This window comes from Rhodanobacter hydrolyticus, from assembly GCF_044904645.1.
In genome coordinates this window covers 3,816,894-3,834,803 of record NZ_JADIKK010000008.1, presented here as the reverse complement: position 1 = coordinate 3,834,803, position 17,910 = coordinate 3,816,894, and the positions used below count along the sequence as shown (strand labels likewise).

15 protein-coding genes are annotated in these 17,910 nt (G+C 61.1%); 6 read left to right on the top strand and 9 right to left on the bottom strand.

Going from position 1 to position 17,910, the window contains the following annotated elements; translation table 11 throughout:
- Positions 1-178: 178 nt before the first annotated feature.
- The gene (locus ISP25_RS19735; RefSeq protein WP_404616105.1) at positions 179-970 is read right to left on the bottom strand and encodes a hypothetical protein; all 792 of its coding nucleotides are present in this window, start codon (positions 968-970) and stop codon (positions 179-181) included.
- 462 nt (positions 971-1,432) lie between these two features.
- Here ISP25_RS19735 and ISP25_RS19730 point away from each other — a divergent pair, with 462 nt between their 5' ends.
- Positions 1,433-1,597 carry a hypothetical protein gene (locus ISP25_RS19730; RefSeq protein ID WP_192156321.1) on the top strand — a complete coding sequence of 55 codons (165 nt, stop codon included), beginning with the start codon at positions 1,433-1,435 and terminating at the stop codon, positions 1,595-1,597.
- A 107-nt stretch (positions 1,598-1,704) separates the two neighbouring features.
- Here ISP25_RS19730 and ISP25_RS19725 read toward each other — a convergent pair whose 3' ends face one another.
- On the bottom strand, positions 1,705-2,133 hold the full coding sequence (locus ISP25_RS19725) for a DUF6632 domain-containing protein (RefSeq protein ID WP_404616104.1): 429 nt from the start codon (positions 2,131-2,133) through the stop codon (positions 1,705-1,707).
- A 254-nt stretch (positions 2,134-2,387) separates the two neighbouring features.
- Between ISP25_RS19725 and ISP25_RS19720 the strand changes: the two genes are divergently transcribed.
- On the top strand, positions 2,388-3,029 hold the full coding sequence (locus ISP25_RS19720) for a hypothetical protein (protein WP_404616103.1): 642 nt from the start codon (positions 2,388-2,390) through the stop codon (positions 3,027-3,029).
- Between the two features lie 350 nt (positions 3,030-3,379).
- Here the strand turns inward: ISP25_RS19720 and ISP25_RS19715 are convergent, their stop codons facing one another.
- Positions 3,380-4,258, bottom strand: a complete 879-nt coding sequence (locus tag ISP25_RS19715) for an NmrA/HSCARG family protein (protein ID WP_404616102.1) — start codon at positions 4,256-4,258, stop codon at positions 3,380-3,382.
- Between the two features lie 113 nt (positions 4,259-4,371).
- Here ISP25_RS19715 and ISP25_RS19710 point away from each other — a divergent pair, with 113 nt between their 5' ends.
- Positions 4,372-5,289, top strand: coding sequence for a LysR family transcriptional regulator (locus ISP25_RS19710; protein ID WP_404616101.1), 918 nt, complete (start codon positions 4,372-4,374; stop codon positions 5,287-5,289).
- A 169-nt stretch (positions 5,290-5,458) separates the two neighbouring features.
- Here the strand turns inward: ISP25_RS19710 and ISP25_RS19705 are convergent, their stop codons facing one another.
- From ISP25_RS19705 to ISP25_RS19690, 4 genes are all read right to left on the bottom strand, one after another.
- Positions 5,459-5,620: a DUF1328 domain-containing protein gene (locus ISP25_RS19705; protein ID WP_192156331.1), complete on the bottom strand. Its 162-nt coding sequence runs from the start codon at positions 5,618-5,620 to the stop codon at positions 5,459-5,461.
- 422 nt (positions 5,621-6,042) lie between these two features.
- Positions 6,043-6,246 (bottom strand): CsbD family protein, encoded by a 204-nt coding sequence (locus ISP25_RS19700; RefSeq protein WP_404616100.1) that lies wholly within the window; start codon positions 6,244-6,246, stop codon positions 6,043-6,045.
- A 244-nt stretch (positions 6,247-6,490) separates the two neighbouring features.
- A complete protein-coding gene (locus tag ISP25_RS19695; RefSeq protein WP_404616099.1) occupies positions 6,491-6,838 on the bottom strand; it encodes a BON domain-containing protein in 348 nt (115 codons plus the stop codon).
- 36 nt (positions 6,839-6,874) lie between these two features.
- On the bottom strand, positions 6,875-7,063 hold the full coding sequence (locus ISP25_RS19690; RefSeq protein ID WP_404616098.1) for a hypothetical protein: 189 nt from the start codon (positions 7,061-7,063) through the stop codon (positions 6,875-6,877).
- Between the two features lie 170 nt (positions 7,064-7,233).
- Here ISP25_RS19690 and ISP25_RS19685 point away from each other — a divergent pair, with 170 nt between their 5' ends.
- Positions 7,234-8,697, top strand: coding sequence for a helix-turn-helix transcriptional regulator (locus ISP25_RS19685; protein ID WP_404616097.1), 1,464 nt, complete (start codon positions 7,234-7,236; stop codon positions 8,695-8,697).
- A 300-nt stretch (positions 8,698-8,997) separates the two neighbouring features.
- On the top strand, positions 8,998-9,354 hold the full coding sequence (locus ISP25_RS19680; protein ID WP_404616096.1) for a hypothetical protein: 357 nt from the start codon (positions 8,998-9,000) through the stop codon (positions 9,352-9,354).
- A 196-nt stretch (positions 9,355-9,550) separates the two neighbouring features.
- On the opposite strand, the gene ISP25_RS19675 is transcribed toward ISP25_RS19680, so the two are convergent.
- Together ISP25_RS19675 and ISP25_RS19670 are read right to left on the bottom strand one after the other, a co-directional pair.
- On the bottom strand, positions 9,551-12,979 hold the full coding sequence (locus ISP25_RS19675; protein WP_404616095.1) for a P-loop NTPase fold protein: 3,429 nt from the start codon (positions 12,977-12,979) through the stop codon (positions 9,551-9,553).
- A gap of 168 nt (positions 12,980-13,147) precedes the next feature.
- On the bottom strand, positions 13,148-16,681 hold the full coding sequence (locus ISP25_RS19670) for a methylmalonyl-CoA mutase family protein (protein ID WP_404616094.1): 3,534 nt from the start codon (positions 16,679-16,681) through the stop codon (positions 13,148-13,150).
- Between the two features lie 286 nt (positions 16,682-16,967).
- Here ISP25_RS19670 and ISP25_RS19665 point away from each other — a divergent pair, with 286 nt between their 5' ends.
- Positions 16,968-17,864: an energy transducer TonB gene (locus ISP25_RS19665; protein ID WP_404616093.1), complete on the top strand. Its 897-nt coding sequence runs from the start codon at positions 16,968-16,970 to the stop codon at positions 17,862-17,864.
- Positions 17,865-17,910 lie beyond the last annotated feature (46 nt).

Sequence of the window (17,910 nt, the reverse complement as noted above, 5' to 3'; positions counted from 1 at the left end):
GCCCCGCTCGCAGAGTGCGTTGCCGGCACTGGGACGATGCGGACTCCGATGCCAGCCGCCGCTTTCGGCGAAAGCTTCTGCCCGTCGACCTGATCGAGGATCTTCCGCATGGTGAGCGCCACGTTGAAGATGGCCTCCGCCAGCGTCGACACGATCTGCGCATGCAGGGCTCGAAAACCTACACCGGAAAGTACCGATCGACATCCAGCGCCTTGATCCCCGAGGGATGCGCCTGCGCCTGGTAACTCTTGATCGCGGGATCGTCGTGGGCGCGGCAATTGAGGTAGCGATAGGACGACGCCACTTTCGGGATCGCCTTGTCGAACACGCCTTTGCAAATGCTGCATTGCTGCTTGCAGCCATACAGCGCCAGCGTGCCGCGAACATTGTCGGGCACCCGGCTCAAGGCCGCGAGCAGCTTCTGCTCGGCGTGCTCATTGTCCCCCGAGCCGGCCACACCTTCGTAGTTGCCGGTGACAAAAACGATGCCCGAGACCGCCGGCCCTTCACCCGTTCCCGGCGACTTCAGCGCGTAGCCGACGGGCTTTTTGCCGGCGATGGGCAAGGCGCCGAGGGCGGGTGGATAAGTCAGGTCACGCTTGCCCCCGGCATCGTCGAGGCCAGCGAGTTCGGCAAGCAGGATTTCTGCGGGCGAACCGGGCGGCACGAAAATCTCCTTCGCACTAAGTTTCATGCGCTTGAAGACGCGTGTCTGGAAAGCCTCGACATGCTCAATCAGTGCCTCGGGCGTACCGATCTTCAGCTTATCGAGTATGTCTTTCTGCAACGCGGTGTCGGCATCGTCGTTGTTGGCGACCCACAATGCGTCGCGCACGAAGAGTATCTGCGTCTCTTGCAGATTGCCCCCGCCACTGAGCGTTGGCGCCCCTGGCCCCATCAGATATCGGAGATCGCCATCCGCCTTGACCCGTGCGGCAGCAAGGTTGAGATACAGGGCAACCTGATTCATTGAGTAAGCCATGGGAATCCTTTCGACGATCCGTAGTCACGAAACGGCAGTACAGCCCCAAAGGAGTATTGAGCCAAAGCCATGCCGCAGTCGATCGGCAAGATGTCGTGCTGCGGCAGCTGGCGGGCGGGCGGCAATTCTTTACCGCGACCCGGTAGGCGCCCACGGTCGAGCGACCGAAAAATCCGGCGGCAGAGTGCGCTTTTTGAGGATAAAAATGCGCTCTGCCCCCGGTTTGAAAGGGATCAGGTTCATTTTCCTGCCACCGGACGGAGTGGAAAAATGAACCTTCCCTTTTTACGGCATGCATGGCCACCCGCGGGCTATGGACGTACAGCCATGATCGCCCGAACATGGCGTTCGGCAGCATCACGTCGATGCGGAACTGACGCTCACCGCATCGGCCAGTGCGCTCCTTCGTAAACGTCCAAGTGCCTCCTCTTCAAGGAACAGGACATCACCATGAATCGCTACAGCTACAGCGGCACCGGCATCACCCTGGGCAGCCTGCTGGCCGTGCTGATCAGCTGGTCGCACAACCACTCGATCTTCTGGGCGATCATCGATTTCTTCCTGTCATGGATTTACGTGATCTATGCCTTGCTCGGATTTCCGCCGCTTAGGTGATCACGGCAAGCGCGCTTCGAGCACCTCGCCTTCTGAAACGGAGTCAGATTGACTTGAGGGTCAAATAAATGAACCTGACCCCGCTTTCGGACCCCGCGTTTGGCTCCCTAAACCCGGGACGCGACTGCCGATGCCGTAGACGGCTTCCTCGGCATCAGAACGATCAGCGGCACGCCGATCACGATCAAGATGGCGGACATGCCGAACAACTCCGGGCGACCGGCGACGTTGCCGTAGGCCTGGACCAGCATCACGCCCGCATGCGCGAAGCTGGACCACGCCGCGAACCCGATGAGGCTGCGATGCTCCGAGGGGTTCCGCACCGCCATCAGCAGGAAAGCCCCGAGCGTGACGTAAAGGCTGAGGAACATCGGCATGAGGACATCGACGTGCTGCCACTGCCATAACGACATGGCCAGCGGATAGACGGCCGCCAGAAAAAGCAGCCCGCTTACGACCATCACGATTTTCAGCGCCCATTCTCGCGACATGGTGCCCTCCCCTGCGGGTTCGATGCTGTACGGCAGCGTAGTCAATCCCGGCCCGATCCACGGAAGGTGATACACCCTGTGGGAGCCTGGCCTCACGTGCCGGTCGTCATCCCGACGAACGACATGCTGCCGCGGCAAAAAACAAAAACAGCGGCAAATGCGCGAAAACAGGATGGAGGAAGTCAAGCAAAAACCTTGAAACTTCCTCCGCTCAGGTCTCCTCCGGAAAGAGGACAGGGCTCAGGTTTCCGTGGCAGGCTAGGAGCCTCACAAACGTCGATCACAGGGGATCAACGCGAATGGAATCATCGACACTGACGTTTGCCATGCTGGACAAGCGGATCGAAAGCTTGCCGCTACATCCGTCCTACCAGTTCACCCCCAGCCGTCGCATGGGATGGGGCAGCAGCATAGCCTTTGCATCGGCCCTGCTGGGCCAGATCATCGCCAAGACACTGCCCAACAGCCGCTGGGCACTTGCCGCTGTAGCCGTGCTGCTGGTCATCGAGTTGTCGGGATTCTTTGTGGCCTTCACCGCGCAACAACCCGGCTTCAACTTGAAGCCGTCCAGCGAGCGACGCGAGTCTGCCGAGATCCTGGACTTCGACATGCCGCATCACGAAGCGCTGATCGACTGGCTGCGGGATTTTCCGCGCGAGCGCCTGCAGGCCATGAGCGACTTCGCCACCCTCCGCGTGGAGCGGCTGCATAGCAAACTCCCCTTATTGACCGGCGGGATGGAAAAGCTGGGCATCCTGCCGCTCCTCGCCGCCCTCGTCATCCAGTTCAAGGATATGCACTGGCCGCCACAGGCAAGCTGGCCCGAGGTCCTCCTGTTCGCCCTACTGATGGGCGTCTATTGGCAGAGCATGTTGCAGGTCATGGTGCGATTTCGACTGGAGCAGTACGACATGCTCTTAAAAAAAGCACTCGCGCCGTGACGCGGACGTGCACCAAGCCGGCCTGAGCTGATCTCTCGGCTCAACGAGCACGCGCGTTCTTGTCCAGCGTTCCCAGCCTCCGCCTATGTTCGAGTCCCGGTGAATTTCGGAGCGACGGAGGCTGCGCCAGCGGCATTGCCACCGTTGCGGCCCGACACGGAATGCCATCCGCAGCCTGTGCCAGACATTTCCCCGGCAAAACTGGCGCAGGTGGCACGTAGGCAGTTCACAGTGTTCCCGACGCCATCGAGAGTGGAAACGAATGCGCTGCAGCCCCCTCCGGGAAAGGTGTCGGGAGACTACGCCCGACACCTTCTCCGTGACCTGGGCCTGGCTGGCGCGATGCGTTGTCAGGCCGGCTGCCACGTCTTCGCTAACTCCGTCGCAAAATCGCGATAGCTGCGCGGCGCGTGGCCCAGCAGACCGGTGAGGACATCGGCCGCACCCGGCTTGCCGAGCATACCGTCGGCATGGAAACGCCCCAGCACCAGACGCAGATCGTGCGCCGCCCAGGACGGCATGACGCCGGCCATGAACGCTTCGTAGGCGTCGAGGTCCGTTCCGCCATCGGTGATTGGCCGGCCGAGCACGTCGGACCAGATCGCCGCGAGGTCCTTGCCGGTCAGCACGTCCGGCCCGGTGATCTCGATCACCTCGCGCGGCAATGGCGCCTGCGCACGCGCACGCCGCAGCAGCGAGGCCACCGCGATCTCCGCGATATCGCGCACATCGGCCATCGCCACCCCGACATCGCCGATCGGCATGCCGTAGCGGCCATGCTTCAGCAGGCCGTCGCGGAGCATGGCGTCGTTCTGCATGAAATAGGACGGGCGCAACACCGTCGCCGGCAGGTCGAACTGCTCGATCATCCGCTCCACCGTGTACTTGCCGGTGAAATGCGGCACGTCGGTGTAGGCGTCGCTGTTGAGCACCGACAGGTACACGATGCGCTGGATGCCGGCTTCGCGCGCCAGGCTCAGCGTACCGATCGCCTGGGTCACCTCGTCGGCGACCACCGCGTTGAGCAGGAACAGCGCATCGACCTCCTTCAATGCCGCGCGCATCGACGGGACATCGGTCATGTCGCCCTTGACGGCAGTCACGCCAGCCGGAAACACGGCCTTGTCCGGATCGCGCGTCAGCGCATGCACCTGCGCGCCCTGGGCGGCCAGCCCGCGGACGACCAGGCCGCCGATGGTGCCGGTGCTGCCAGTAACGAGAATCTTCATGGGGTGTCTCCTTCAATGATGGGGTTGGGTGGTGGACGGCCCCATCCTGCTGTTTCACCGTAGCCAACGATAGCCGCATAATCTGGACATCCTGTCCCACCAATGGAACACCCATGGACCTGCTCGCGTTGGCCGATTTCAATGACGTGGCACGCCATGGCGGCGTCGGTCGCGCCGCGCGGGTCACCGGGCGGCCCAAGGCCACGCTGTCGCGCCGGGTGCGCCAGCTCGAAGACGCGCTCGGCGTGCGTCTGTTCGAACGCGGCGGCCACGAGCTGCGGCTTACCGAGGAAGGCCGCGAACTGCAGGAGCAGACGCAATCGCTGCTGGAGCACATCGACGAGGTGGGCGACACGCTGCGGCAAGGCATCCGCACGCCGCGCGGCCGGCTGCGCATCAGCGCGCCGGTGCTGTTCGGCCAGCGCGGGCTGGGCCGCATCGCCGCGGACTACGCGCTTGCCTACCCGCAGGTGCAGCTGGAAGTGGTCGCCGAAGACCGCTTCGTCCATCCGGTGGACGACGACTTCGACCTGGTCATCCGCGCCAATCCCGACCCCTCGACCGAACTGGCGGGACGCTGCTTCCTGCGCGACACGCTGGTGGCCGTGGCCGCCCCCTCGCTGCCGCGCCCGGCGAGGCCACGCGACCTGCCCGTGCCCGTCGTCACCCTGCCCCGCGCGCCGTCCGAAGCCACCTGGCAACTGCATCGCACGCGCAGCACGTTGACCGTGGCCACCCGCAACGTGCTGCGCCTCTCCTCCATGGCCATGATCCACGACGCCGTACTCGCCGGCGCCGGCGCCGCCGCCATGCCGCGCTCGCTGGTGCAGGCCGATATCGACGCCGGCCGGCTGGTGGACTGGGGCAGGCTCGCCGGCCGGCCGATCGAAGTCTGGGCGCTGTATCCCTCGCATCGGCATGTGAGCGCACGGGTGAGCGCGTTCGTGCAGCTGCTGGTGGACCGCTTCGAAAACGCCTCGCCCAGTGCGTTCGCGCGGCTCGCCTCGGCGCCTTCTCCGGGGCATAGGTGAACTTGGCGTCCCCGCGAATCGCCACCACCACGCGGTGGCCGGCGTCGCCGATGAACCCGTCGGTGACTAAGGCTGCAGGGCCGTCATGGCGGCCAAACGTGCCGCTGCACAATGGCCCAGCGCGTGGATGACGACGCGAAGCACGGGCCGCGCCCGTGCAAGGCCATGCCTAGCCCCGCCTGCGCCCGGAGAGGAGGGAGACGAGGAACAGGATGAGGAAGACGGCAAACAGGATCTTGGCGATCGTCGCGGCGACGCCTGCAACGGCAAAGAAGCCGAAGGCGCCGGCGATGATGGCAATGATCAGAAATACGACGGCGTACCAGAGCATGGCGTTTTCCTCAGTGTGGGGAATGGATGTGGCCGGGGAGGGATGTCCGTTCTGCGTGATGGAGAAACGTTTGTCGTGTAACGGGCGGCGGCTGGACAGACGATCCCGCAGCCGCCTGTTTGCGCCACGGCGCCGTCCATGGCTGGGCATGGCGTGCAACCGGGGCCGATCGGTCACTGGCCGTGGCATCGCCGGGTTGCCGGCGGACAAGCGCTCCGCGCAGACGCATTCGTGTCTGCTTGCCATGCGTGAAGCCCGCCGTGCTGTCGGCACCCTGCAGGTTTCCGGCGGCTTCGCAGGGAGCGAACCGCCCAGCCTGGTGCCATCGGTGGTTTCACACGGAAACGCCTGGTGGAGGCGCTTCCCACGTGCAAAGACCCGAGCGAGGGTGCTCCACCCTGGAGCACCCTCGTCACCGACGCTTACAGATCCAGATCGAGGTCGAAATCCCGGATCTGCTTTTTCGCTTCGTCGCGGGCGATGCCGTAGCGCTCCTGCAGCTTGCCCGCCAGGTACTCGGTACTGCCGTCGGCGACCGTGAGGTCGTCGTCCGTCAGCTTGCCCCAGCGTGCCTTGAGCTTGCCGTGGAGCTGCTTCCAACGGCCCTTGATCTTGTCTTCATTCATGGCTGGTTCTCCGGTAGGGGTTGATTCGCTCTTTGCCGAGGCAGCAATGCCAGGGCCGGGTGCGCTTCCTGCCACAGGCCGCAGTGGAATGCGCGGGTCTGCGGCAGCGCTTCAAGCTTGTCGATGCGTCGCGATCCTGCAACGCCGCGCCGGGATCCGCGGCCACGCTTCGCTGACGCTGTCGTGGCGCTCGCATGCGCTCCATCGCGATGCGGCGGGTTCCTGGGCAGCCGCGCTGCCCTGGTCAGTCCTTCGACTTCAGCCCGGACGCATCGACGTCCTGGACGCCCTTCACGCTCTTGGCCGCGGCGACCGCTTTCCTGACGTCTGTCTGGGTGGCGAGCACCCCGGTCAGCGTGACTACGCCGTTTACGGTCTTCACCGTCACGTCCATGCTTTTCACACCCTTGGTGGTTCCGAGTTCGCTTTTCACCTTGGTCGTGATCCACGCATCGCTGACCGCCTGGCCTGCGTCGGCCGAGTGATCAGTGCTCGACGACGTCTGCGGCGCGGCGAGCGCGGCGTTGGCCATCATTCCCGCCCCAAGCGCTACGGCGAGGGCGAGTATCGGCATCGTGCGGAATGCTTTCATGCGGGGTTGCCTCCAGGTTCGGTCGACGATTCCGCCTCAGCGGCGATTCGCTGGCTTGCGGTCTTCGTGTGGCTTGTCTTCACCGGGACGGCGCTGCGTGTCGGCATGACGGCCGTCACCCTGCCCCTCGTGGCCCGGTGACTTACGCTCCGGACGATGCGGCGGCGATGGCTCCTGCGGTTTGTCGGAATGGCTGCCCTGCTTGGGTGTACGTGTGGTCTGCATGGGGAACTCCTTTCTCGAACGGCCGGTTGTCGGCCGCAATCCACCCTAGGGACCTCGTGCGCTTTGTGATAGAGAAGTTGCTACCAGTGCGCCTGGTAGGTTTCTACCGGTTGCAATGCGCAGCGTTCGCTCGCGAAATGATCCCCTCCCAGAGACTTGCAGGATTTCCGATGAGCGCCAAAGCATCGAAAGCACCGAGGGATCGCAGCGAACTTCAGCAGATCCTCGCGAACCTGATCCAGGGTGTGCTGGTAGCCGAACTGGACGGCTCGATCGCCTGGGCGAACGACGCCGCGCTGGAGATGCACGGCTGCGCCGAGCTCGCTCAGTTGGGCGCCGGCAAGGTGGGCTACCGCAAGCAGTTTGCGTTGCGCTACCTCAACAACCATCGGCTCACGACCAGGCAATACCCGCTGGACCGGCTTGTCGCCGGAGAACGCTTCGACAACGTAAAGGTGGAAGTGACCCATCGGTCACAGGACGAATTCCGCCGCGTACTGGAGCTTCGCGGGTTCCCGGTCGTCAGCTCGCTGAAGATCATCGAATCGCTGGTGCTCATCGTCAGCGACGTGACCGAACTCGAGAGTGCCGCCGATCGTTTCGAGCGTGCGTTCGCGGCCAATCCCGCACCCGCGGTGATCCTGCGGCTTGCGGACTCGCGCTATGTGCGGGTGAACCGCGGCTTCCTCGAAATGACCGGCTTCACGCAGGAAGCGGTGATCGACCGCCCCTTCCATGAACTGGACGTGCTGCGCGAAGCCGAGCACCGGGAGGCCGCGCTCGAGTCCATGCGCGAGCACCGCTCCATCCCGCAACAGGAGGCACTGGCGCGGGTGAGCGACGGCACCGACAAGTTCGTAATCGTCGCAGCCCAGCCGATCGAGATGGACAAAGAAGCCTGCATGCTGTTCACCTTCGCCGATCTCGATGCGCGCAAACGCGCCGAAATGTCACTGCTCCGCAGCGAGGAGCAATTCGCCAAGGCGTTCCGCTCGGCGCCCGTGCCGATGCTGATCTGCGCACGGTCGGACTGGCGCATCATGGCGGCGAATGACGCCTTTGGCGACGCGACCGGATACCACCACCCCGACATCCAGGGTCAGACCCTTCGGGAAACCGGGCTCTGGAAGAGCGCCAGGATCCTCGATGACTTGCGCGTCGGCCTTGATGCCGGACAGGAAACGCGCAACCTCGAAGTGCCGCTGGTAACGCGCGACGGCGCGGCCATCGACTGCCTGCTTTCCGCCCAGCCGGTGACCATCCAGGACGAGGCTTGCGTGCTGTGCGTGGTACAGGACGTCACCGAACGCAAACGCGCGGAAGCCGACGTGATTCTTGCCATCGAGACCGTGATGAAGGACACCACGTGGTTCAGTCACACCGTGATGGAAAAACTGGCGCAGATACGCCAGCCGGGCGGCGCCAGCAGCGAACTGGCGGCATTGACGCCGCGTGAGCTGGAAATCCTCGGACTCATCTGCAAGGGCCACGACGACGCCGAAATCGCGAACACACTGCACCTTTCACGCCACACCATCCGCAACCACGTGGCGAACCTGTACAGCAAGATCGGCGTGAAACGGCGCGGCGCCGCCGTGGTCTGGGGACGTGAGCGCGGCGTCGCCAGCTACTGACACTGCGGTAGTCGCGAAGATCACTTGGCCTTTTTATCTCCGTTCAAAAAGCGCCATTCACCGATCTTCCATTAATCAAAATCCATCGACCACAAAATAAAGTCCAATGCCTACACATTAACTCCATTCGTCGACAGACTTTATTTTACTGGCGCCTTATTATGAAAACTGTCGCAGCGCAATGCTGTCGACAGATGAAAAGCCAACCGAAGGAAATCCGCAAGACCAAAAGCAGCGCGGGCCGCATGGGCTGGAACCCATACGACCCGCTGACCACCACCAACTTCACAGGAGTTGATCATGGCTAAGCCCGATCATACGGCAGTCGCGCGCGACGATGCGCGCATCCCCACCAACCCGCTCTCGCGGCCCTACTGGACCTTCGCCGAAGCTACCCCCGACCAACGCGATGCCGCCACCCTAGCTGGCCTCACTATCGCGGTTCACGCCCTCGCCCGCGTCCTCGCCAACAGCGAAGCCTTCCGCGAACTCCACGCTAGCAGCCAATGCAACACCGTCGAACCCGGCTCTTGCCCATTGGATGCCTCAACCACCGAAGGCCTCTTCGCCGCCCTGTACTTCCTAAGCGAACAAGCCGAAGGGCTCAGCCAACTGCCCATAACTTCGGCGATCAATTCGGACGACGTGTCTTTCTAAGCACCAAGGAAAAACAGGGGCCAGAGCGCACCTTTCAGGATAGAAAGTGCACTCTGACCCCTGTTTTCCTAAGCTCGATGCAAAGGGGGCCGTAAGCAATTAAGCGCCTTTAATTGCTCCGCCCCATCAGCGCATACGCAGAAAGAAAGCTAACTTGACCCCGTTTTATTCAAATTCCGAGCACTTCATCCGAGTTCTATGAAGTTGGATTCGAGTCACCGGCTCCATCTTCTTTAATTTCGAATGAAATCGGCGGTAACGCAAGCCCCTCGTATAACGCAGCAAAGCGCTCGGCCAGCACAGGGTCGCTTTTTGATTTTTGCTCGATAAGCAACGTTGCGAGCTGCTCACGCGTTTCAGCACGTGCATCATCTACCCAACCTTTTACCGCCGACACCCATCGAAGAAGTGATTCCAAACCGGCCTGATTTTCTAGTGATGGGTATACGACCCGACGAACAGATTGATCTGAAGCCTGCGCAAAGCCACCTTCATCTATAAAGCTCTGCCCTCCTAACTCCAAGAGCTCATGCACTTCAGCAACAGCAGCCCCATGCGTGATTTGCTCGCCAACATTATGATATAGCGTCTTTCTACCCGAATCGTTTAAAAACGAAGCGCATACAAACCAGCGCACCCGGACATCGTGCGTTGTGCTTTGAAGCACCTCGTCCGTCATCTCATTCAGTGGTGTCCACAACGCCGTAAGGCCAAGCGTTTCCGGCAAAACATTTGCGAAATCCGCCGCAATGTCGTACGGACTCGCCCCTGATCTGATGGCTGCTTTCCATTCGTCGCCATCGACTGTACCAAGCCTAATGGAGAGCTTCTGCCTCGCAAAACTCTGGATAGAAGAATCATCGCACGCAATCAAGACCTTGTAGATCTTCGTGACGTTCCCACCAAGCGGCTCGTCATCCATCACCTTCCAGAAAGATCCATAGCCGGTAAATATTTTTAAAAAATTCTCCACAAGATCCGCATCTAGAAATGCCAAATATCCATCATAATTTTTAATTATTTGAGCAGTTCGCAAAGTACCAATCCGGTCATGCAAAACCCGGTGTGAAAAAATGCGTTTCGCGATACCGCTAATCGCGGCGCTTCGTGTCACCGCGTCATAAAGAAACCCGACGATATCATCTTCACCTCTAAACTCTTGCAGGCCCTTGTCTAGCGCGTTCAGCATACCCAGTCGCTCCGATAGCGCCACAGCGAGCGTATCCGGGTTAGGGTCAACCGGATCCGTATCACTGACCATAAAGAGCGCTAGGCACGTCCCTGCAAAGGCATCATCGTTTTGGCCATATGCAAGCTTTAGCTTGTTTGCGATTTGACCGCCGGCAATCATGAGATCGATGTGTGCCTTCGCCTCGGGCCGTGTCGGCCTTAACAGACCAATAATTTGTGTCGCGGCTGAAACGGCTGGTGTATTGCTGCCATTGTCGCGCGCATACGATGCCAATTCTTGGACAAGCGGCTTCCAATCCGCCTCTTTATAGACTTCCATAGCAATGCGTGCGGTTTGTACTGCCAGAGCAGCATCGGTCGAGACTTTTGTGTCACTCGCGAGACCCTGTAACGCTAACCCTGCATCAGCGTCGGTCGCGAATCTGCTGCTTAGTGCATCATTACCCTGAAACGCCAGCTTGACCTTAAAGAAATTCCTGGCATCGCCTGGAACGTAAATGTGAACAGGAAGCGCGCCTATACCGCTATCCGATTTAGCTGCCGCCGCCCAAAAGGCGACAAATGCTTCAGGGAATTTCGCAGCCGCCGCCGCACCTGACAAGGCGACCCTCAGGATCTCAGACATCTTCGCGAGAAATTCCGAGCGACCAAATCCGCGATTATCAGGAATCAGAGAGGCCAAGGCTTTAGATTGTTCGGGACTGAAACTTCCCCATGAGCTCGTAGATTGGATTGCGAGCCTCAAAATTTGTTTGATTTGCCGAAGATCGCTTAGATCGTCGAGCGACATACGATCAAGTAAGCCCACTGTTAGCAAAATTTCATCCGGTGTAGATACAGCTTGGGCACGCCAACCCTCAGCGATTCTAAGTAGAACCATGCCGAATCCAGGAATTTTGGACAACTCTTCAAAGGTTGAGATATTGTTGTTGTGAATTGCGTTTCGAAGCGGCTGCTCGATGAGGATTTGCTTCGCCTCTTCTGGCTTGGCTCCGTAATGGATCGCAGCGACCGATTGCGCCCAATCGGGATCGATCTCGGTCACTCCTGCGCGAGGACTACTTATCTCAGCGACAGGGTTATTTTCTATCGACACTTGAAACACACAATAATATGCTATTGCAGCAAACGAGATATTTTCCGTTTTATGCCACTGCAACCAACATGTCGCGATGTCGTTGACGAGCTTATTAATCCCCCTAGGTGTAATTGGCATGCCAGAATTTTGTGTTTGGCTACTCAAATAGAATCGCGAGACAATCTTAGGCCACTCCCGATCCATCTCTGACCCGAATACGGATCCCATCTTCTTGGCGAGATACGTATCCCATCGACTCGTCACTGGCTGGGTAATTCTAAATGATAGGTCAAACGTCTTATCCATGAAGGAATTTGCGCGCGCCTCAGATTCGCCCCTGAAGATAGCCCTCACGGCCTTCTCATCAATAGGAAGCAAGACAGTCGGCGATAAAGTGACCTTTCGAAGTGCTTGAGTTTCTTCAGCCCCCAGGAAGAAACTTCTTATGGTTCCCCACATGGCGATCGCATCGGCTTCTGGCAATCTGTCGAGATTGTCAATAACAAAAATGAAGCGATATCGGCCGTTAACAGACGCAACGGCCTCCATAATTTCTCTGAAGATATTTTGAAACTCGATAGCTGTAGGATCGGGCTCTCGTATCACACGATTGCGATTAGTCGTGATCTGTCTATTCATGAATATTGACAGGATCGACGATTCCTCGTGCTCTCTTTTGTGTTGCAGCCAGTTTCCGCGCGTCTTAAAGGTGGGATTGCGCGGATTCCAGGTTGGGCGCCACGCAATATAAATACCAATCGCCACAATCAAAGGTGCAATGGCCAGAACGATACCTATGGCGCACAAAATTCCATCAAATGTAGTCCAGCCGGACGCGTGGAACAGCGACTTAAAACTCGCTTTTGTTATGAGCGCCTGACCGAACGGAACAGCGAGCAACGACAACAATATCCACTTGCCCGAAGGGGTCAGCATTGGCGTGCTGGTCACCGTAGTGTCGTCGATCTTTCGATTCAGACGATCTAGCTTTTCTCGCCACAACTTATCCTCTGTGAGTTTTTGCGTGACTAGAAATTGGATCAGCGTGTCCAAAAAGGCACGACGCGGCGGATCGTTCTGATGCTGCCACGCATCATACGTAAAGACGTATGACCTAATCTTTTTCGCACCATCACTATCGTCATTGAGCTTTTGCTGCACAAGGCTGACTACAGTCGATTTGCCACTTCCCCACGGCCCTAGTAGGCCTATTACCTTTAATTTGTGATCTTCACTGATGACCTGTGCCACTGCCGACGCGACTCGATCATGGCTTCCGAACTCATCCGTGGTCGCTGCTTCATCATGGATGAAGTGAAGCTTCCGAATCTCATCCCGGGTCGAGTCAGTCTGCATAATTTTCCCCTGATCCATTTTCCTTAAGCCTAAGCCCGTTTAGGCGTCAGAAAAAGGGGCCGTTAGCAGGTATGAGGCGGGCACCGGTGCTTGTGAGGAAGAATGAAAAGGGGCCTGCATCTCTGCAGGCCCCAAATTCAAGGACACCCGAGGACTGATAGCAGCGTCTTACATATTTCGCCGATACTCGCCGCCCACGTCATACAGTGCATGACTGATCTGCCCCAACGAGTGCGTCTTCACCGCCTCCATCAGCGCATTGAACACGTTCTTGCGATCACGCGCGGTGTTCTGCAGATAAGCCAGCCCGTGGTTGTCGTGCACCTGCGCCACGGGCGCGTCGGTGGAGTCGGTGCCATGCGCGTGTGAGGTCTCGCCGGCAGGCGCCAGTGCGTTGCGCGCCTTCTGGTAGGCCTGCACGTTGGCGATCTGCTGCCCCTTCTCCTCCTCGGTCGAGCGGATCAGCTCGATCTCGGTGGCGATCTCGCCGCCGTGGTCCTTGGGCAAGAAGGTGTTGACGCCGATCAGCGGCAGGCTGCCGTCGTGCTTCTTGTGCTCGTAGTACAGGCTCTCTTCCTGGATCTTGCCGCGCTGGTACATGGTGTCCATGGCGCCGAGTACGCCGCCGCGCTCGCTGATGGCTTCGAACTCCTTGTACACGGCCTCTTCCACCAGGTCGGTGAGCTCTTCGACGACGTAGCTGCCTTGCCAGGGGTTCTCGTTGAAATTGAGGCCCAGCTCTTTGTTGATGATCATCTGGATGGCCACGGCGCGGCGCACGCTTTCTTCGGTGGGCGTGGTGATGGCTTCGTCGTAGGCGTTGGTGTGCAGGCTGTTGCAGTTGTCGAACAGGGCGTACAGGGCCTGCAGCGTGGTGCGGATGTCGTTGAACTGGATTTCCTGCGCGTGCAGGGAGCGGCCGCTGGTCTGGATGTGGTACTTCATCATCTGGCTGCGCGCGCTGGCGCCATAGCGCTCGCGCATGGCGCGGGCCCAGATGCGGCGGGCCACGCGGCCGATCACGGTGTACTCCGGGTCCATGCCGTTGGAGAAGAAGAACGACAGGTTGGGCGCGAAGTCGTCGATCTTCATGCCCCGCGCGAGGTAGTACTCCACGATGGTGAAGCCGTTGCTCAGGGTGAAGGCGAGCTGGCTGATCGGGTTCGCGCCGGCCTCGGCGATGTGGTAGCCGGAGATGGAGACCGAGTAGAAATTGCGGACCTTGTGCTCCACGAAGTACTGCTGGATGTCGCCCATCATGCGCAGGGCGAACTCGGTGGAGAAGATGCAGGTGTTCTGCGCCTGGTCCTCCTTGAGGATGTCGGCCTGCACGGTGCCGCGCACGCTGCTGAGCGTCTCGGCCTTGATGCGGGCGTAGGTCTCCGCGTCCACCAGCTGGTTGCCGGTGACGCCGAGCAGGCCCAGGCCCAGACCTTCGTTGCCCTTGGGCAGCTCGCCGGAATACTGCGGGCGGCCATGGGGGAACATGGCGGCGATCTGCTTTTCCGCCGCGGCCCAGCGCGCGGGATCTTCCTTGAGGTACTTCTCGACGTTCTGGTCGATCGCGGTGTTCATGAACATCGCGAGGATGATCGGCGCGGGGCCGTTGATGGTCATCGACACCGAGCTGGTCGGCGCGCTGAGGTCGAAGCCGGAGTACAGCTTCTTCATGTCGTCCAGCGTGGCGATGTTGACGCCGGAGTTGCCGATCTTGCCGTAGATGTCGGGGCGCGGCGCCGGGTCTTCGCCGTACAGGGTGACGGAGTCGAACGCGGTGGAGAGGCGCGTGGCCGCACCGCCCTGGCTGAGGTAGTGGAAGCGGCGGTTGGTGCGCTCGGGCGTGCCCTCGCCCGCGAACATGCGGGTGGGGTCTTCGCCGCTGCGGCGGTACGGGTACACGCCACCGGTGTAGGGGTAGTGGCCGGGCAGGTTTTCCTTGCCGAGGAACAGCAGCTGGTCGCCCCAGCTTGCGGTCTTGGGGGGCGCGACTTTGGGGATCTTCTGGTGGCTCAGGGATTCGCGGTAGTTCTCGACGCGGATGGTCTTGTCGCGCACCTTGTATTCGTTGACGTCCTTGGTCACCGATTCGCGCAGCTTCGGCCAGTCGCGCAGCAGGTGGATGGACTCGTGGGTGAGTTCCTTGAGGGCGACGTTGTAGCGCTGGCGGAGGAGCAGCAGGGTGCGGTCGGCGGCCTGCGCGTCGTGCGCCTGCAGGTCTTCGGCGTGATACAGCTCCAGCGGCTTGGGCAACTTGTCGTCGCCCAGTTCCTTCAGCGACTCGTAGTAGTGCTGCGCCTTGCTGGCGGCCTCGGCCTGGTGCGCCACGGAGGCGTTGATGCCACGCCCCTGCTCCGCAATCTCGGCGAGGTAGCGCACGCGGCTGCCGGGGATCAGCACGGTGGCGCGCGGCTCCTTCAGCGTGGTGTCGAGCTGCGGCGTCCACTTCTCCGCAGGCAGGTGCAGCTTGTCGCGCATCAAGCGGCACAGGTTGGCGAACATCCAGGTGACGCCGGGGTCGTTGAACTGGCTGGCGATGGAGGGGTAGACCGGCACGTCTTCGTCCTTGACGGCGAAGGCGGTGCGGTTGCGCTTCCACTGCTTGCGCACGTCGCGCAGGGCGTCTTCCGCGCCGCGCTTGTCGAACTTGTTGAGCACCACCAGCTCGGCGAAGTCGATCATGTCGATCTTCTCCAGCTGGCTGGCCGCGCCGTAGTCGCTGGTCATCACGTAGACCGGGAAATCCACCAGGTCGACGATCTCGGAATCGCTCTGGCCGATGCCGGCGGTTTCCACGATCACCAGGTCGTAGGGCTGCGCCTTGAGGAAGTCTATGCAGTCGTGCAGCACTTCGTTGGTGGCGGCGTGCTGGCGGCGCGTGGCCATGGAGCGCATGTAGACGCGGTGGCTGCGCAGCGCATTCATGCGGATGCGGTCGCCCAGCAGCGCGCCGCCGGAGCGGCGGCGGGTGGGATCAATCGCGAGCACCGCGATGCGCATATCGGGGAAGGCATGCAGGAAGCGCAGCAGCAGTTCGTCCACCACGGAGGACTTGCCCGCGCCGCCGGTGCCGGTAAGGCCGAGCACGGGCGTGGCCTTGCCGGCCAGTTTCCACTGCTTGCGCAGGTGGTCGAGGTCGGTGGCGGAGAGCTTGCCCTCCTCGATGGCGCTGAGCATGTGGCCGATGGAGATTTCATCGTCCACGTCCACCTTGGACTCGGCGGTGTCGGGCGCGCGCTGCGCGGCGGCACGGCTGGCGCGCTGCATCACGTCCTCGATCATCTCGGTGAGGCCGAGCTTCATGCCGTCGTTGGGGTGGTAGATGCGCTCCACGCCGTAGGCCTGCAGCTCCTTGATTTCTTCCGGTGTGATGGTGCCGCCGCCGCCGCCGAACACGCGGATGTGCGCGGCGCCGCGCTCCTTGAGCATGTCCACCATGTACTTGAAGTACTCGACGTGGCCGCCCTGATAGGAGGACAGCGCGATGGCGTCCGCATCCTCCTGCAGCGCGGCGCGCACCACGTCTTCCACCGAGCGGTTGTGGCCCAGGTGGATCACCTCCGCGCCCTGGCTCTGGATGATGCGGCGCATGATGTTGATCGCCGCGTCGTGGCCATCGAACAGGCTGGCCGCGGTGACGAAACGCAGCGGGGTGGTCTCGGCCTGGGGCGAGCCGACGGGGACGTGCTTGGCGGGGGAACTCATGGCGACTCCGACATCGTGTGCGATGAACCGGACGATTTTAGTGGGGATCGGCGTGAAGAGCTTGCTGCAGCGCGTGTACCGGGGCGTATGGGGCGCTGACCCCGGGCAGTGTTCGGCCCCAAAACCAGCTTACGCGTGTCATGGTTTGCCTACATACTGGGCGTCAACGGCATGGCGCCATCCGAGCGCCCGGCTAAGGGGATAAATCAGCAGAAAGCAGCGAAGTGGCCGCCATGCCAGGCAGGAAGCCGTCTAACGTGAGGATGGCGAACGCACCGCTGGCTCCATGCTGCCGATGGCTGCATGTGCAGGATCCATGGACTCAACGCAACTCAAGGGAAATCACATGAAGAAGGCAATGCTCGGCGCACTCCTCACCATGGCGGCGATGGGTACTCAGGCCGCGACCCAATCGGACGTCGAGGCATCCGCGATCGTAAACGGAAGCATCGTGCTGGCCCAGGACGGCACGGTACAAACAGCGGTGATCGACAACCCGGCAGCTTACGGCCAAGCCATCGCGGACATGGTGCACAACGCCGCGCTGCAATGGCGCTTCAAGCCTGTGCTGCAAGACGGCCAGCCGGTGATGGCCAAGGCCAGCATGCATGCACGCGTCGTGCTGAAGCGGATGCCTGGCGGCAACTACACCGCGCGCATCAAGGGCGTTACGTTCGGTGACTACGACCCGAACGACACCAGCGCGCTACGCGGAGACAAGCGGATCCTTCCGCACTACCCGCAGGAGGCGATACGAGCGCGCGTCCAAGGCACGGTTTACTTGGCCCTGCATGTGGATCGCAGCGGCCACGTGACCCAGGCAGTCGCCGAGCAGGTCAATCTCGGCGTGCAGGGCCAGGAGGCCGTGCTCACCCACTACCGCGAAGTCTTGGCGCGCTCAGCTCTCTCGACGATTCGCGAGTGGACCTTCCTTCCCCCCACGACGGGAAAGCTGGCCAAGGACGACAGTTGGACGGCCCATGTGCCCGTTGCCTACAACTTGAATGTGTTGGGAGCCCCAAAGTCCAGCCATGTGTGGCAAACCTACGTGCCCGGCCCGTACATACCGGCGCCCTGGGTCGACAAACCCGACGTGAATGCTGCGGACGCTGTTGCCGATGACGGTGTGCAGACGGATGGCGCGGGCCCGACCCCGCTCCCCGCTGCATCCAACCACGGCTGACGCACAGCAGCGCCATTGCCGTCGAATCGATTGACTGAACGCAAGC

What these genes read in the sequence shown, in the direction of transcription:
- ISP25_RS19695 (WP_404616099.1), bottom strand. Translation starts at nt 6,838, where the DNA reads ATGAAAGCATTCCGCACGATGCCGATACTCGCCCTCGCCGTAGCGCTT.
- ISP25_RS19670 (WP_404616094.1), bottom strand. Translation starts at nt 16,681, where the DNA reads ATGAGTTCCCCCGCCAAGCACGTCCCCGTCGGCTCGCCCCAGGCCGAG.
- ISP25_RS19730 (WP_192156321.1), top strand. Translation starts at nt 1,433, where the DNA reads ATGAATCGCTACAGCTACAGCGGCACCGGCATCACCCTGGGCAGCCTG.
- ISP25_RS19705 (WP_192156331.1), bottom strand. Translation starts at nt 5,620, where the DNA reads ATGCTCTGGTACGCCGTCGTATTTCTGATCATTGCCATCATCGCCGGC.
- ISP25_RS19720 (WP_404616103.1), top strand. Translation starts at nt 2,388, where the DNA reads ATGGAATCATCGACACTGACGTTTGCCATGCTGGACAAGCGGATCGAA.
- ISP25_RS19735 (WP_404616105.1), bottom strand. Translation starts at nt 970, where the DNA reads ATGAATCAGGTTGCCCTGTATCTCAACCTTGCTGCCGCACGGGTCAAG.
- ISP25_RS19700 (WP_404616100.1), bottom strand. Translation starts at nt 6,246, where the DNA reads ATGAATGAAGACAAGATCAAGGGCCGTTGGAAGCAGCTCCACGGCAAG.
- ISP25_RS19710 (WP_404616101.1), top strand. Translation starts at nt 4,372, where the DNA reads ATGGACCTGCTCGCGTTGGCCGATTTCAATGACGTGGCACGCCATGGC.
- ISP25_RS19675 (WP_404616095.1), bottom strand. Translation starts at nt 12,979, where the DNA reads ATGCAGACTGACTCGACCCGGGATGAGATTCGGAAGCTTCACTTCATC.
- ISP25_RS19680 (WP_404616096.1), top strand. Translation starts at nt 8,998, where the DNA reads ATGGCTAAGCCCGATCATACGGCAGTCGCGCGCGACGATGCGCGCATC.
- ISP25_RS19690 (WP_404616098.1), bottom strand. Translation starts at nt 7,063, where the DNA reads ATGCAGACCACACGTACACCCAAGCAGGGCAGCCATTCCGACAAACCG.
- ISP25_RS19715 (WP_404616102.1), bottom strand. Translation starts at nt 4,258, where the DNA reads ATGAAGATTCTCGTTACTGGCAGCACCGGCACCATCGGCGGCCTGGTC.
- ISP25_RS19685 (WP_404616097.1), top strand. Translation starts at nt 7,234, where the DNA reads ATGAGCGCCAAAGCATCGAAAGCACCGAGGGATCGCAGCGAACTTCAG.
- ISP25_RS19665 (WP_404616093.1), top strand. Translation starts at nt 16,968, where the DNA reads ATGCTGCCGATGGCTGCATGTGCAGGATCCATGGACTCAACGCAACTC.